13 protein-coding genes are annotated in these 15,208 nt (G+C 42.0%); all 13 read left to right on the forward strand.

Annotation, left to right across the window (positions count from 1 at the left end; all coding sequences use genetic code 11):
* Positions 1-8 precede the first annotated feature (8 nt).
* Genes K1X76_03515 through K1X76_03575 form a run of 13 tightly spaced genes read left to right on the forward strand, consistent with a single transcriptional unit; the run spans position 9 to position 15,208 of the window.
* Positions 9-1,220 (forward strand): glycosyltransferase family 4 protein, encoded by a 1,212-nt coding sequence (locus K1X76_03515; protein ID MBX7148129.1) that lies wholly within the window; start codon positions 9-11, stop codon positions 1,218-1,220.
* Entirely contained in the window at positions 1,208-3,133 is a 1,926-nt protein-coding gene (gene asnB / locus K1X76_03520) for an asparagine synthase (glutamine-hydrolyzing) (GenBank protein ID MBX7148130.1), read from the forward strand. Before K1X76_03515 ends, asnB (K1X76_03520) begins: the two co-directional genes overlap by 13 nt.
* Positions 3,124-4,194, forward strand: coding sequence for a hypothetical protein (locus tag K1X76_03525; GenBank protein MBX7148131.1), 1,071 nt, complete (start codon positions 3,124-3,126; stop codon positions 4,192-4,194). Before asnB (K1X76_03520) ends, K1X76_03525 begins: the two co-directional genes overlap by 10 nt.
* On the forward strand, positions 4,191-4,865 hold the full coding sequence (locus K1X76_03530; GenBank protein MBX7148132.1) for a class I SAM-dependent methyltransferase: 675 nt from the start codon (positions 4,191-4,193) through the stop codon (positions 4,863-4,865). The genes K1X76_03525 and K1X76_03530 overlap by 4 nt, the downstream gene beginning before the upstream one ends.
* 3 nt (positions 4,866-4,868) lie before the next feature.
* Positions 4,869-6,908 carry an acyltransferase gene (locus K1X76_03535; protein ID MBX7148133.1) on the forward strand — a complete coding sequence of 680 codons (2,040 nt, stop codon included), beginning with the start codon at positions 4,869-4,871 and terminating at the stop codon, positions 6,906-6,908.
* 4 nt (positions 6,909-6,912) lie between these two features.
* Positions 6,913-8,808, forward strand: coding sequence for an asparagine synthase (glutamine-hydrolyzing) (gene asnB / locus K1X76_03540; protein ID MBX7148134.1), 1,896 nt, complete (start codon positions 6,913-6,915; stop codon positions 8,806-8,808).
* Positions 8,805-10,016, forward strand: a complete 1,212-nt coding sequence (locus K1X76_03545; GenBank protein MBX7148135.1) for a glycosyltransferase family 4 protein — start codon at positions 8,805-8,807, stop codon at positions 10,014-10,016. Before asnB (K1X76_03540) ends, K1X76_03545 begins: the two co-directional genes overlap by 4 nt.
* A 3-nt stretch (positions 10,017-10,019) precedes the next feature.
* Positions 10,020-10,793: a class I SAM-dependent methyltransferase gene (locus K1X76_03550; protein MBX7148136.1), complete on the forward strand. Its 774-nt coding sequence runs from the start codon at positions 10,020-10,022 to the stop codon at positions 10,791-10,793.
* Between the two features lie 14 nt (positions 10,794-10,807).
* A complete protein-coding gene (locus tag K1X76_03555) occupies positions 10,808-11,920 on the forward strand; it encodes a DegT/DnrJ/EryC1/StrS family aminotransferase (GenBank protein ID MBX7148137.1) in 1,113 nt (370 codons plus the stop codon).
* A 9-nt stretch (positions 11,921-11,929) separates the two neighbouring features.
* Complete coding sequence (locus tag K1X76_03560; protein ID MBX7148138.1) at positions 11,930-12,712, forward strand: TylF/MycF family methyltransferase; 783 nt, start codon at positions 11,930-11,932, stop codon at positions 12,710-12,712.
* 2 nt (positions 12,713-12,714) lie between these two features.
* On the forward strand, positions 12,715-13,539 hold the full coding sequence (locus K1X76_03565; GenBank protein ID MBX7148139.1) for a transketolase: 825 nt from the start codon (positions 12,715-12,717) through the stop codon (positions 13,537-13,539).
* Positions 13,536-14,462: a transketolase gene (locus K1X76_03570; GenBank protein ID MBX7148140.1), complete on the forward strand. Its 927-nt coding sequence runs from the start codon at positions 13,536-13,538 to the stop codon at positions 14,460-14,462. Before K1X76_03565 ends, K1X76_03570 begins: the two co-directional genes overlap by 4 nt.
* Entirely contained in the window at positions 14,462-15,208 is a 747-nt protein-coding gene (locus K1X76_03575; GenBank protein ID MBX7148141.1) for a sugar transferase, read from the forward strand. The genes K1X76_03570 and K1X76_03575 overlap by 1 nt, the downstream gene beginning before the upstream one ends.

The raw sequence follows: 15,208 nt of genomic DNA on the forward strand, positions 1-15,208 counted from the left end.
TTTTTGTGATGAATAAAAAGGAAGATCCAATAAAAATTATTTTTTATGAGCCTTATCCTATGGGCATGGGCGGTAATTTCTTAACCCAAAAGATGATTTTGGAGCGTTTGGACCGCCGGTTTTTTACCCCTATCGTGATGGCTCCCCTGGACGGAGTGGCGCTTGATTATTTCAGATCGCAAGGGATTGAATGTGTTGTCATGCCTCCTCCCGGCATGCTGGGTCGTTATGGAGGAGAGGCACTTCGAAATAGTCTGTTGGGCCGGATTAAATCGGCTGTTGATCTGTTTTTTTATAATGTACGGCTGGCCCGCTTTTTTAAGAGCCGACAAATAAATGTGGTGTATGCTAATTGTGTGCGGGCCATGCTGAGTGTAGGTGTTGGGGCACGGCTTGCCGGTATTCCTTCTTTGCTTTATGTGAAGGGAGAACTGGCTAACCCCTTTATCGATCGTGTCTGTTTTATTTTAGCCTCCAAAATTCTTTTTTTCTGCGCCAAAAACAGGGATGATCGATATCCTTATCTGGTGAAATGGTATAAAAAGAAAATTCAGATTTTAGAAATTGGTTTGGATCCTGCTACTATATCCCAGGTTGAAAATAAGGATAACTCGGGTCTGGCTAAAGAGCTCGATATCAACTCCGGTTTTCTTAATACAGTTGTTCTGGCGCAGCTGTATCGTCCTAAAGGACAACATCTTGCCATTTTAGCCCTGGCACAACTGGTAAAAGATTTTCCTCGTGCGCGTTTATACTTTGTAGGCGATCATGTTATTGAGGAATATCGTGCTTATAAGAATGAACTGGAAGATTTAATCAAAAAACATGGTTTGTTGGAACATGTGCGATTTACGGGTTGGAGAAAAGACGCGTTAAATATTGCAAGTCTGGCGGATATTGTATTGCATCCTTCTTTGGCGGAAGGTTTTGGGCGTGCAGTTTTGGAAGCTATGGCTTTAGGAAAACCTGTTGTGGCTTCGGCTGTTGGAGGCTTGCGTGAAGCGATTAAAGACGGAGAAAACGGTTTTTTAATTGCTCCGGGTGATGTTGATGCCCTTGCTGCTCGCTGGCGCTTATTGCTATCTGACGAAAAAATACGCGCTAAGCTGGGAGAAGAAGCCAGACGTTCGGTATTTGCCGACTATCTGATTGATGACAAGGTAAAGCGGCTTTCTGAAATCTGGAGAGTGATGGGGAAAAAGACTATATGTGTGGAATAGCGGGTGAATTAAGTTTTGGAAGTCCTGTTGATCCTGTTAATTTGCGATTGATGGCGGATGCTATCCTCCATCGTGGTCCCGATGATGAAGGTTTTTATCATCACGGTCGTATCGGGCTGGCTCACCGTCGTCTTTCTATCCTTGATCTTTCTGCAAACGGTCATCAGCCTATGTGGAGCCACGATCGTTCGCTTGTCATTGTTTTTAACGGAGAGGTTTACAATTTTCGGGAAATCAAGCCCGATCTGGAGGCTAAAGGATATCGCTTCATTGGTAATTCTGATACCGAAGTGGTGGTCAATGCTATTCACTGCTGGGGTTTAGAAGAAGCCTTAAAGCGGTTTATTGGTATGTTTGCTTTTGCCGTATGGGATACGCGAAACTGTTCACTTTGTCTGGTGAGAGACCGCGTGGGTGTAAAGCCTCTTTATTATCAAAAAAATTCAAACAATATTTTATTCGGATCTGAATTAAAAGCACTGTATGCTCACCCGCTATTTATTCGCACTTTAAGAAGCAAGGGATTGCAGCAGTTTTTTTGCTTTGGCTATACGGTAAGCGATACCACCATTTATCAGGATACCTATAAAGTTCCGGCGGGACATTTTTTACGTATTTCGGAAAACGGAACAACTTCTTTGGTGCAGTATTGGAGTTTGGATTCTGTAAAAAGAGGCTCGTTTAAGGGATCTTTTGAAGAGGCGAGTGAACAATTAGCCGCTTTGTGTGATAGTGCATTTTCCTATCGTCTGGTGTCAGATGTTCCAGTGGGAATGTTTCTTTCTGGAGGGGTTGATTCCTCTTTTTTGGCAATGGTTGTTAAAAAGCGTTTGAATGTAGATTTGGAACAAATCACAATAGGATTTGAAGATCCTCTTTATGATGAAAGCACAAAAGCCGCAGCGGTTGCTAACAGTCTGGATTTAAAACACACCATCAAAACAATTAACGCTTACGATTCACAGCAGGCGCTTTCACGTTTTGTTGAAATATGGGATGAACCATTTGGAGATACATCGGGTATTCCTACCTCTATTCTGTGCCGTCTTGCCAGGCAAGATGTGAAGGTGGCTCTTTCGGCCGATGGAGGAGACGAACTTTTTTGTGGGTACGGAAGTTATCCCTCTTATAATGCACGTTATAATCGTCTTCGCTGTTTTCCTTTTCCTGTGCGACTGGCCGCTCAGTATCTTTTAAGGGCTTTGCCATATCAGGCTTTAATCTCGGCAGCACTCTCTACAACAAAAGGTCCTCGCTGGAATCCTCAAACCATAGCCCGCTATGAGAAAACGACGGATATTATAGGTGTTCGTGGCCCATCCGATTTAATTCGGGTTATGAACGAAAAGGGATGGACAATGAATTCTGTAGGAGATTTGCTGAATCTGGAGCATGAGAACATGGTAGAGGGAACGGTTTTTGAGAAAGAGATAAAATTGGAATCCAAACATGATTTTATCGATCATATGATGCGTACCGATTTCACTACTTTTCTGGCCGATGATATTTTAACCAAGGTAGACCGGGCTTCAATGGCTGTTTCTTTAGAATGCCGTGATCCTTTGCTCGATCACCGTCTGGCTGAATTCAGTTTTTCTCTGCCGTTACCCTACCTTTACAAAAGCGGTGACCATAAACATATTTTAAAACAGATGATGAAAGCTCATATTGAACCATCAGTTCTAAATTTGCCAAAAAGAGGGTTTTCCATCCCTCTTTATGACTGGTTACGTGGTCCCTGGAAAACAATGGCTCAGGATTATCTTTCTTCCGCTCAAATTAAAAAAACAGGTGTTTTAAATGAGCATGAAGTCAAAAAAGAAATGGATAATTTTTATCGCTACGAAGGCGGGCGTGCCGAAAAAATAATGTTGATGCTTAATTTTCAGATGTGGGCTGAAAAATGGCTATAAGTTCAAACGAAAAAACTTATCAGGAGTTGGGCTTTCAGGTGGCGAGAGAAATTCTGGGCGTTGCCGATATGAATTCTGTGCACATAGGCCCTTTAAGTAAAAACTATTTTTCATTTACCTTTCCCTTAAGCATTTCCTCACAAGAACTTCATTTTTTTGTAAAAATTCCAAAAGACAATATGAGAGGGAGCGATATTGAAATATTGCCTATTAATCATAAAGATCGAATATTAGGTGATGAAGAAGCAGCCAGCTTGAGGTTTTTGAACCAAAATTGGAAAGTGGACCACTTTAATGTTCGTTGGGTTAATTTGCGCGGAACAATTCCCGCCTATAATGCGCTTATTACCGATCGTATATTTGCTCCTGATATTATTCATCAGTTCCGTCGTATGGATTTACGAAGGCGTTTTGGTTTTATAAAGGATGGTAAACAATTACAGGATTTGATGGGAAGAATAGGGGCAAGTTTAGGTCGTTTTCATCAATTGCATTCTACTTCTCGTCTTTTTAGTTTGTCTGATTCTGTGTCTAAATATGAATTTTATTGTCATGAATTGGCCAAGAATAGCAAAAGTGCCTGGCCAGAGCGTATTTTAAAGAAGATTTTATCTATTAGTAATTTTAAGGCACAAACTTTTGAAGTGCCTACCTTTAAAGGCATTGACATTCGAAATGTTTTACTTGATACAGAAAAAACTATTTATTTTCTGGATCCGGGTAAAACTAAAGTGACCTTTTATGAGGCAGATCTGGCTCGTTTTTTAATGACTTACCGGATTCTCTATTGGGGGAATAAGCGTTTGCTTTTCTTAAATGAGCCTGACCGAAAAGCTGAGAATGCTTTTTTAAAAGCTTATTTCCAGCAAATGGGAGTTTTATCATCGCCGGTCTACAATCTTTTTTTACTTAAAGAGCAGCTTAAGCATTGGTATGTTGCTTTAGATTCTTTAAATTACCTTTCCTGGCCTGCTGCAATTAAAAGTTTGGCAACCAGAATCTATGTTAAATCATTTTATGAAAAACAAGTTTCTGAAAGTTACGCACTACTCCCTCAATGAAAAATAGTACTGATTATAAAAAAGATACACTAGACGCCTATCGTACTCCGGAACGAGCTCTGGAATATAAGAATTTCCATACCAAAGATTGGTCATGGGGCCGTTTTGTAACATGGCTCGAACATAAAAAAATTGCGCGTGAATTGAGCCGGTATACTTGGACATCTTCCGATCAGCTTTTAGATATCCCTTGCGGCACGGGTATTCTTGGCGAGCTTCTTCACAACTTTCCTTTCAAAATTGTGGCCAGCGATATTTCTCCCGAAATGATGGCGATGGCGAAAGAAGAATATCCTCAAGGCAGATTATTAAGCTGTACCCAGGCCGATATTACCAAAACACCGTTTGCACGCTCTTCATTTGCGTGTGTGGTAACACTGGGTTTTCTTCATCGGGTGCCTTTAGATATTAAACGGGCGGCCTTAAAGGAAATTGCGGCCTTAACAAGCAAACTGGCTATTGTTACGTGTAGTGTAGATACGCCCCTGCAGCGTTTTAAGCATTTTGTTTTGTCCCGGATTAAGCGCAACCATGTGCCGGCTCCATGTCCCATGCCCCTCAATCAAATTGCTGCCGAATGTGAATTGCATGGATTTAAGGTAAAAAGCGCCGCTATGGTTTTGCCTCTGTTATCCGCCGATGCTGTTTTTGTTCTTGAAAAGAAAACATAATTCTTGAAACTAATTCCTGAAAATAAAAATTATTATCGCCCCGATATTGATGGGTTGCGGGCCGTGGCAGTTATTCTTGTTATTTTATACCATTTGTTTCCCGGTATTTTTAAAAACGGGTTTCTGGGAGTAGATATCTTTTTTGTGATTTCCGGATTTGTGGTGACTCAATCGTTGCAAGCGAGTCTGGTTAGCGGATATTTCAAGGGAGGACTTTCTTTTTATAGTCGTCGTATTAAAAGAATTCTTCCGGCTCTTTATGTCAATATTATCATCAGCCTCATTTTAAGCTGTTTACTCATTCCATTTTCCGAATTGAGAAGCTTGTTTAAAACGGCTGCGGCAGCTCTTGTAGGAGCCAGTAATGTGGCCCTGTTATACGCGCGTTTTGATTATTTTAGCCCTGATCTTTCGCTTAATCCTTTTGTTCATACCTGGTCATTAGGTGTAGAAGAACAGTTTTATTTTGTTTTTCCTCTCATCTTAACAGCCGGACTTTTTATAGCGTCGGTTCGTGCTAAGATTAAAGTAGATATTCTTATCGGCCTGTGTGCTCTTTTATCTCTGGGCTACTGGATTTATTTACTCTTTCATGCCGGTGTTTCGGCGTTTTATAATCCGCTGGCCCGCTTTTGGGAGCTTTTTACTGGCGTTCTTTTATTTAGAAACAAGGATGCTATTGCTGCCTCTATAGGCAGAAAAATAAATATTATTTTACAGTATGCGGCCTGTTTGTGTTTGATTGTGGCTTTGTTTTTTTCTTTTAACGCAGGCCCGGGAAATTTATTGAATTATGTACTGGTTGTTTTGGGTACGGCTTTTTTTATTATTGCCGGATTTTCGTCTTCGCCGCTGAATAAAACCATTGGTTCCGGTCCGTTTGTTAAAGCCGGACTCATGTCTTATTCGCTTTATTTATGGCATTATCCCGTTTTTGTTCTCATGCGCTGGAACTTTAATCTGGAACATTTTTTACCTGTGGTGGTGGCTTGTTTTCTTTTTATAAGTGCTGCGTATTTATCTTACACCTATATAGAAATGCCTTGCCGGCATGCTTCTGTGAAGGGAGGGAAGGTTGTGCTCATGGGGATGGCCGGTGGCCTTGTTTGTCTTGTTCTCGTTTATGCTCTCTATGAGTTGCCTCCTTCCCGTTTATATCTGGGTAATGTTTCTCAGTATTATAATTTGTGGCCCAAAGAAAACGAACCTCTGACGCCTTCTCTTAAAACACCACAACGAAGTTGCCATCTGGAATATCGTGATGCTCTGTCTCCCAACCTGCTGGAACGTTGTTCAACCGTAGAGAAAAATGAAAAATTTATTTATTTAATAGGAAATTCCCATGCCCAGCACCTTGTTCCCATGCTGGAAGCGGTATCTCAAAAAACGGGTTATGGTTATTCGGCATTAACCATCAGCAACTGTCGTTTAATCAGTGCTTTTCAAATGGTGGGAGGAATTAACTACCGTTACGACCTGTGTAAAGATTACTTTGATTATGTTCTGGATTCGGTTATTAAAAATTCAAAGCCGGGAGATATTGTTCTGATCGGGGCACGCTCCCTTTTTGAGAAACCTTCGTCTCTTGAAGGGGGTAATCCGTCTCGTATTTATCTGGAAAACGGACGTGAACTGTCTTCTAAGGAAGTGTATGAAAAAACAATGTCCGATTTATCGGCATTTGTTTCTGCCGTGAACTTAAAGGGGGTTTCCGTTGTATTTACAGGCCCTACGCCTTCTTTTGGCCTGTCAGCGGCTCAATGTGCCCCCGAGTGGTTCAGGTCTGACAATGAAAGCTGCAGGGCCTCTAAAAAATTACTTGTACAGGAGCAGGAAACCGAATTGAAAACGCTTTCGGAACTCATGGAAAAAAATAAGAATGTTTATTTTTGGGATCCTTCCTTGAATTTGTGTCCTGATGATTTTTGTTACCCGGTGGCTGATGGCAAACTCCTGTTTCGCGATTTGCATCATTTGTCTTTTTGGGGTTCACAGTCTCTGGCGCCAGAGTTTATTGAGTTTATACAGAGGCTAAAACTTTAAAACTATGTGTGGTATTGCCGGAATTTATCTTAACTCCCCCAAAGAAGCCGCTTTTCTTTTAGAAAAGGTTTCGTCGATTGTGTCTGCGATCAGTCATCGCGGGCCGGATGGCCATGGAACATGGGCAGATGCCCAGGGGCAACTGGTGCTGGGTCATGCCCGTTTGGCCATTATTGATTTAAGCAAAGATGGGAAGCAGCCCATGCTTTCTCAGAGCGGTAACTTTGTACTCACCTTTAACGGGGAAATTTATAATTATGTTGAATTGCGCGAAGAGCTTGCTGGTATGGGTGTTCAGTTTAGAGGAACATCCGATACGGAAGTGTTGCTGGAGGCCATGGAGCGATGGGGGATTGAAAAAACCTTAAAGCGCGCGCGCGGGATGTTTGCCGTGGCTCTTTGGGACATAAAAAAGAAAATTCTATGGCTAGGTCGTGACCGGGTAGGTAAAAAACCTTTGTATGTTTATCAGGATCATCAGTGTCTTGTTTTTGCGTCGGAAATAAAAGGAATTTTAAAATATCCTGATATATCAGTAAATCTTTCCTCACAGGCTCTTTCCGATTATTTGACTCTTGGTTTTGTGGTGGGCCCCCAAACTATTTATAAAGAAATAACAGAAATTAATCCCGGTACCCTTGTATGTTTTAAAGAAAATTTTACCGTGCGGGAAGAAATAAACTACTGGAGTTTCCCGAACGAGGCATCCCGTATCTTGTCGCCTCAGGAAATTGAAAAAGAAACGGAACGTCTTTTAAACGAAGCCATTAAACTTCGCTTGCGTGCCGATGTGCCGGTAGGGGTATTTTTATCGGGAGGCATTGATAGTGGTTTAATTACCGCTATGGCGGCTTTGCAGTCTTCCCAGCCGCTGCAGACATTTACCGTTAGTTTTGGAAATTCCAGTTTTGATGAATCTCATTTAGCCAGTCTGGTAGCCGAACGTTATCATACGCAGCATCGCGAAATACGGCTCGACCCGGATTTGAGAGATTTGTTGCCTCAAATAGTACGGACTTATGATGAACCTTTTGCCGATCCTTCCGCTGTACCTACTTATGCCATTTCTCAGGAGGCATCACGGTATGTAAAAGTTGTTCTTAACGGCGAAGGTAGTGATGAACTTTTTGGTGGCTACAGACGTACCTATGCCATGCGCTGGCTTCAAAAAATTCAGTTTATCCTGCAGCTGTTGCCTCAAGGAAGTCTGGGCGGGCTGGCAAAAATACTGCCGCAACCTCAGGGCTTTCGGAATGCTTATTCCTTTTTTCATCGTTTTATACGGGCAGCTCAGGCCGATGCCCAAACTCGTTATCTGTTGTGGTCTTCTGACGGGTTTGATGAAGAAGAAAAAGCTTTTCTTGGCAAAAATTCTTTTCATAACCAGCTCTCTACGCGTGAAGTTTTAAGTGAAAGATTATCCGACTATTCTTCCTTGCCGCCGTTAGCCCAGTTTATGGCTTTTGATTTTTTAGTGGGGATGGCTGATTGTTTACTGCCTAAAATTGATATGGCAACCATGGCTCATGGCCTGGAGGGGCGTTCTCCTTTTTTAGATCAGGAACTGGTTTATTGGGTGGCCGGACTTGATAAAAGAAATTTGCTATCGGGAGGAGATACCAAGCCTGTTTTACGGTCTATTGCCAAACGGTATTTGCCAGACGGAATCGTATCGGCCCCCAAAAGAGGTTTTGAAATGCCTCTTGTACGCTGGATGAAAGAGGATCTTTATGATATGGCCAGGGATACCTGTTTGTCTCAAAACAGTATTTTGTTTGATATGTTTGACCGTGATCAGGTAAGTGCTCTTGTAAACAGGCAAACATCTCTTGATGATGAGCGCTGGGCTAAGCGCTTATGGACTTTTTTTATGCTGGCATCGTGGGGAAAATATAAATGAAGATTCTTTGTGTGAATCCTGATGATCTTTCCACTCTTTTATTTTGCAAGACACTCTCTCGTCTTTTGAAACAAATTCCGGGAGTAAAGCTGGTGACGGTGGGTGGTGTTGTAGAAGGCCTTTCTGCTGATATGTATCGTGAAGAATTAAAAAATGAAGTTTTGTCCACGCATCGGGAGCTTCCGATGAAGCGTTTTATTTCGCCTCTCAGTGATCTTCGTTATTTTTTCAAACTTTATAAAATGATGAGAGAAGAAAAATGTGATGCGGTCATTACCTTTACCACCAAGCCCAATATTTATGGGCAATTTGCCGCTTTTTTTGCCGGTATTCCTTTAAGAGTGATGGCGGTGCGCGGGCTAGGCAGAACTTTTAATGCTCCTTCTTCTTTTAAAGAATCTCTGCTTCAGGGGTTGATGACTATTTTGTATAAACTATCGTGCTTGGCTACTCATAAAGTGTGGTTTACAAATCCCAGAGATCTTTCCGATTTTGTTTCGCAACGTCTGGTGACTCAAGAAAAGACTTTTATGACTCAAAACGCAGTTGACTTAACCGATTTTTGTATGGAGCGTATTGATCCTGCTAAACTTAAAAATATGCGCAAGGAATTGGGAATACCAGAAGAATGCCAGATTGTGATTATGGTGGCCCGTTTAATTGAGCAAAAAGGAGTGAAGGAGTTTGCCGAGGCGGCTGTTCAATTGCATAAAACTTTGCCCCATCTTTATTTTCTGTTGGTGGCTCCCGAAGAACCTTCAAATCCTTCTATAGTACCTGTTTCCTATATACGTGGTATGGAGTCCATGTCTCATTTGAAATGGCTGGGTTTTAGAAAAGATGTGCGGGAATTATACGCTTTATCGGATATTTCCGTTTTACCTTCTTATTACAGGGAAGGTGGCTATCCTCGTGCGCTTCTGGAAGCCATGGCTTATTCCAAGCCGGTTATTGCGGCAGATACTCCCGAATGTCGTGGGCCGGTGGAAGATGGTCGAAACGGCTATCTTGTTCCTCCTCAAGACTCAAAAGCTCTTGCACGGGCTATTGAAAAAATCATCACCAATCCTGAATTATGTCGTGAGATGGGACGGCAATCGCTTATACGTATGAAAGAAGAATTTGACGACCAGGTTGTTTTTAAAAGAATTATTAATGAAGTGTTAATGCCTCAAGGGATGCAGGAAACCGTTTATCAAAGCTTATAAATTATGGTGCAAAATTTTAAAAATGTTACTGAAATAGCGGGTGAAAAAGTGTCTCAGGCTCAGTTGTGCCGTGTTGTTCAACGGTATGTATGGGCGGGCGGTTATTGTCATAATAAAGATGTTTTAGAAATAGCCTGTGGTGTGGGGCAGGGGCTTGGCTATTTGGCTTCTGTCTCTCGCAGTATACGGGCCGGTGATATCACACCCGATCTGGTTTTACAGGCGCGGGCCCATTATGGGAACCGCATTTCTATTACCGAAATGGATGCCGAACATCTGCCATTTGATGATTCCAGTCTGGATGTTGTTATTTTATTTGAAGCTATTTATTACCTTCCTTCTGCCAAGCAGTTTATTCAGGAGTGCAAGCGGGTTTTGCGTCCCGGGGGTGTGGTTTTGATAGCCACAGCCAATAAAGATCTGTTCGATTTTAACCCCAGCCCTTATTCCACTCACTATTATGGTGTTGTTGAACTCAATGCCCTGCTTCAATCTTTGGGGTTTTCCTGTGTTTTTCTGGGAAATCTCTCTGAAACTGCTCTTGGATTAAAGCAAAAAATAATTCGCCTGATTAAAAAACTTGTTGTAGCTCTTAATCTGATGCCGAAAACGATGTCGGGCAAAAAGTGGCTCAAGCGTATTTTTTTTGGGGAGTTATTGCCTATGCCGGCAGAAATAGATATTCATACGGCGCCGTATGTTCCTCCGGTGGCTATTTCTTCCCATGAGCCCAGCCGGTGTTCAAATGTGCTGTATGTTGCAGCTACTAAAGTTTGACGGGATTTTAAGTTATGAAAAAAAGAGATATTCCATTTTTTAATTACCCTCACATTTTTAAAGAGCATGACGAGGATTATTCCCGGGTGCTTACCGAAACATGTCGCCGGGGCGCCTATATCATGCAGCAGGAGCTTTTTGAGTTTGAGAAGCAGCTGGGGCAATTTTTAGGCGTTAAGCATGTGCTGGGAACGGCTGACGGTACAATGGCTTTAATGATGGCGCTTAAGGCTGTGGGCATTAAACCGGGGGATGAGGTGATTGTTCCTACCCATACCTTTGTGGCAACGGCCGCCGCCGTTGATCATGTGGGGGCAAAGCCCGTTCTGGTGGATTGTGCTAGAGATCACTTGATTGATGCGGACGATGTAAAACGTAAAATAACCAAGCGGACGCGTGCCATTATGCCAGTTCAGCTTAACGGTCGCACCGCCAACATGGAGCCTGTTACAAAATTAGCCCAAAATCACAATTTGGTGATTGTGGAGGATTCTTGTCAGGCACTTGGTTCAAAATTTAAAAATAAATTTGCCGGCACCTTTGGTGCCGCCGGAGCATTTAGCTTTTATCCCTCAAAAACATTAGGCTGTTTTGGAGACGGAGGAGCAGTAATTACAAACGATGATGAAGTGGCTACAATATTAAAGCTGTTGCGCGATCATGGTCGTGGCGACGACGGAAAAGTATGGATGTTTGGCTATAATTCACGACTAGACAATATCCAGGCTGCCATTTTACTACTTAAGTTAAAAAGATACCCCGAAGCCATTGCCAAAAGGCGCGCTTTGGCGATGCGTTATCAAAATGCTCTTAAAGACATCAAAGAAGTGCTTTTACCTCCTGCTCCTGATGCCGATGATGCCCACTTTGATATTTACCAAAACTACGAAATTGAGGCCGAAAATCGCGAAAAATTACGCTTTTTTTTGGAAGAAAACGGTATTAAAACAATTATTCAATGGGGGGGGCATCTTATTCACCAGTTTGAGAAGCTGGGGCTTAATACCGATGTTCCTTACGCCGAAGCCATGAGTAAAAAATACATGTTATTGCCTATGCACACGGCTTTGACCGATGACGATGTGGATTATGTTTGTGAAAAAATAGTAGAGTTTTATAAAAAATAGAAAGTAACTATGAAAAAATCCTCTCAATCAAAAAAAGCAGGGCAAATTCATGTAGAAGGTGGGCTTAGAACTTCTGCCGAAAAAGACGAAGCGAAAAAAAATGCTGCCTGTTTTGATAGAAATCCGGAGTCGTGGGGAAAAAAAATAGAGAATTTCCCCAAATATGTGCGTCGCCAGAATATCACCCGTTTTTTGGCACTCTACGAAATTTTCAAGCGTGTTCTGCCTGTAAAAGGCTCTATTGTAGAATGTGGAGTTTTTCGCGGTTTTGGCTTAATGAGCTGGTCAAAGTTCAGTGCTATTTTAGAGCCTGTTAATTTAACTCGTCGCATTTATGGTTTTGATTCTTTTGCTGGTTTTCCTGAGATATCCAAAGCCGATATGTCGGCCAAAAGTAATCATGTGAAGCATGGTGATTTGCACGCCGATTCTTATGAAGAATTAAAAGAATTGATTGCCATTCATGATTCTACCCGTTTTTTAGGACATGTTCCCAAAACAAATCTTATTCGCGGAAATGCCACCAAAACCATTCCGGCTTTTGTTAAGGAAAATCCTCATTTGGTGGTGAGTTTGCTTTTTATGGATTTTGATCTTTATGAACCTACCAAAATAGCTTTGGAACATTTTGTTCCACGTATGCCTAAAGGAGCGGTGATTGCTTTTGATGAACTTGATAACCCTCTATGGCCAGGTGAAACTCTGGCTATGCTAGAGCATTTTAAGAAATCTCCCTTAAAGCTCGAGCGCGTGGAATTTGATCCTTATATCAGTTTTGCTGTTCTTGATTAATTATGATAACGAAAAAAAATCATAACACTGTAGATCTGGCTCAAAAAATCAGAATGGATATTCTGGAGATGACTAGTCGCGGGAATAGCTCGCATATCGGGTCGTGTTTTAGCCAAGTGGATATTTTAGCAGTGCTTTATGGTGCTATTCTTCAGGTTGACCCGCAAAATCCCCGCTGGGAAAATCGTGATCGTTTTATTTTAAGTAAAGGCCATGCTGGCGCCTCGGTATATGCGACATTGGCTGAATGCGGTTTTTTTAAAACCGATAAACTCTTAACCCATTATCAGGACGGTTCCGATTTGAGTGGCCATGTGAGTCATAAAGGAATTCCGGGCGTTGAATTGTCAACTGGAAGTCTGGGACATGGGCTGGGAGTTGGTGTAGGAATGGCCAAGGCTGCCAAAATGGACGGAAAATCATGGCGTACTTTTGTGATGATGTCGGACGGCGAATGCGATGAAGGATCTAACTGGGAAGCTGTTTTGTTTGCTTCTCACCACAAGCTTGATAATTTAATAGCAATTGTTGATTATAATAAAATTCAAAGTTTAGCGCCTGTGGCCGAAACGCTGGCTCTAGAACCTTTTGCTGATAAATGGAAGGCTTTTGGATGGCAGGTTAAAGAAGTGGATGGTCATGATCATGACGCCTTAACTGATGTTTTTTCCGGACTTTCTGCGTCTTCCGGAAAACCAACCGTTATATTGGCCCATACAATCAAGGGTAAGGGAGTTTCGTTTATGGAGCACAGTGTGCTTTGGCATTATCGTTCTGCACAGGGTGAAGAATTTGCCGCGGCTAAAAAGGAGTTACTGACTAAGTGAGAGATTATTTTATTAAACGGCTGACAGAACTGGCCTCTGCCGATAAACGTATTGTTCTTATTACGGGAGATTTGGGCTTTGGAGTTTTTGACAATTACAGAGCTCAATTACAGTCACAGTTTATTAATGCAGGAGTTGCTGAGCAAAATATGACGGCTTTGGCAACCGGTATGGCGATGGAAGGTAAAATTGTTTTTACCTATTCTATAGCAAACTTTCCTACACTACGCTGTTTAGAACAGATTCGCAACGATGCCTGTTATCATAATGCTAACGTCAAGGTTGTTTCTATTGGCGGAGGTTTTAGCTATGGAGCTTTGGGGATTTCTCACCATGCTACAGAAGATCTGGCTATTCTTCGCAGTCTTCCCGATATTACTGTAGTTGCTCCATGTGGTTTGTGGGAAACCGTAGAAGCGACCTCTGCTCTTGTGCTTCGTGAAGGAGCCTGTTATCTCCGTTTAGATAAATCGTTTGGCGAAGATGCGCCTCGGGCCAACGAAGTATTTACTTTGGGTAAGGCCAGGGTATTAAAGGAAGGAAACGATATTTCTTTTGTTGTTTGCGGAGGTATTTTAAAAGAAGTTCAGTCAGCCGCCGATATTTTGGCCAAAAAGGGTATTAACGCGCGTATTATTTCCATGCATACCATCAAGCCTCTTGATAAAGATATTTTGACCAGGGCCGCAAAAGAAACAGGAGGTATTGTTACTGTTGAAGAACATACCCTGCATGGCGGGCTTGGAAGCGCCGTTGCCGAGCATTTGATGGATTCGGGAATTTATCCTGAAAAGTTTAAAAGAATTGCTCTGGAAGCCGGTTTTTCTTCCCTGGTAGGTTCGCAAGAGTATTTGCGAAAACAATATAAACTAGAAGCAGATAGCATAGCCAATAAGGTAGAGCATTTGCTTTCGAGGGGATGATGAGAATTAAACGTTTTTTTGATTTTATTGTTAGTGGTTTAGCGTTGCTTCTGGTGGGGCCTTTTCTTGTTATTGTGATGTTTGCGATTTATTTACAAGATCGCCACTCTCCCATTTATAAGGCAACACGTGCTGGGAAAAACGGCAAACCTTTCGTGATGTACAAAATTCGTTCTATGGTTGTAAATGCAGAAACGCTGGGTGGCAGTTCTACAGGGAATGCTGATCCGCGTATTACAGCTATAGGCCGATTTGTTAGAAAATATAAGTTAGATGAGCTTTCGCAGTTATGGAATGTATTTACTGGAGATATGTCGCTGGTGGGGCCACGACCTAATACGGTGAACGATATAAAATTTTATACACAGGAAGAAAATGAGCTGTTAAGTATTGTTCCTGGAATTACCGATTTTTCTTCTATTGTTTTTGCCGACGAGGGCGCTATTCTTGAAAATAAACAAAACCCCGATCTTGCTTATAACCAGCTTATTCGCCCCTGGAAAAGCAGGCTCGGGATTTTTTACTGTAAAAATCGTTCTTTCATCCTGGACTTAAAATTGATTTTTTTGACGTTAGTAACTATTGTAAACCGTTCTATGGCTTTAAGCCTAGTTCAGCGAATTCTTCTTGATTTGGGGGCGCCTGATGATTTAGTGCGGATTGCGAGCAGAAAGGAAAGTCTTATGCCTTTTCCTCCGCCAGGAATGGAGCAGATAGTGAAAGCCGGTTTCGGTATGCCTCTTTAA

Source organism: bacterium, from assembly GCA_019695305.1.
In the GTDB taxonomy this organism is placed as follows: Bacteria; UBA10199; UBA10199; order UBA10199; family JAIBAG01; genus JAIBAG01.

Coding starts and splice junctions, on each gene's coding strand:
- K1X76_03565 (MBX7148139.1), top strand. CDS start 12,715: ATGATAACGAAAAAAAATCATAACACTGTAGATCTGGCTCAAAAAATC.
- K1X76_03550 (MBX7148136.1), top strand. CDS start 10,020: ATGGTGCAAAATTTTAAAAATGTTACTGAAATAGCGGGTGAAAAAGTG.
- K1X76_03525 (MBX7148131.1), top strand. CDS start 3,124: ATGGCTATAAGTTCAAACGAAAAAACTTATCAGGAGTTGGGCTTTCAG.
- K1X76_03560 (MBX7148138.1), top strand. CDS start 11,930: ATGAAAAAATCCTCTCAATCAAAAAAAGCAGGGCAAATTCATGTAGAA.
- K1X76_03545 (MBX7148135.1), top strand. CDS start 8,805: ATGAAGATTCTTTGTGTGAATCCTGATGATCTTTCCACTCTTTTATTT.
- asnB (MBX7148130.1), top strand. CDS start 1,208: ATGTGTGGAATAGCGGGTGAATTAAGTTTTGGAAGTCCTGTTGATCCT.
- K1X76_03530 (MBX7148132.1), top strand. CDS start 4,191: ATGAAAAATAGTACTGATTATAAAAAAGATACACTAGACGCCTATCGT.
- K1X76_03555 (MBX7148137.1), top strand. CDS start 10,808: ATGAAAAAAAGAGATATTCCATTTTTTAATTACCCTCACATTTTTAAA.
- K1X76_03515 (MBX7148129.1), top strand. CDS start 9: ATGAATAAAAAGGAAGATCCAATAAAAATTATTTTTTATGAGCCTTAT.
- asnB (MBX7148134.1), top strand. CDS start 6,913: ATGTGTGGTATTGCCGGAATTTATCTTAACTCCCCCAAAGAAGCCGCT.
- K1X76_03575 (MBX7148141.1), top strand. CDS start 14,462: ATGAGAATTAAACGTTTTTTTGATTTTATTGTTAGTGGTTTAGCGTTG.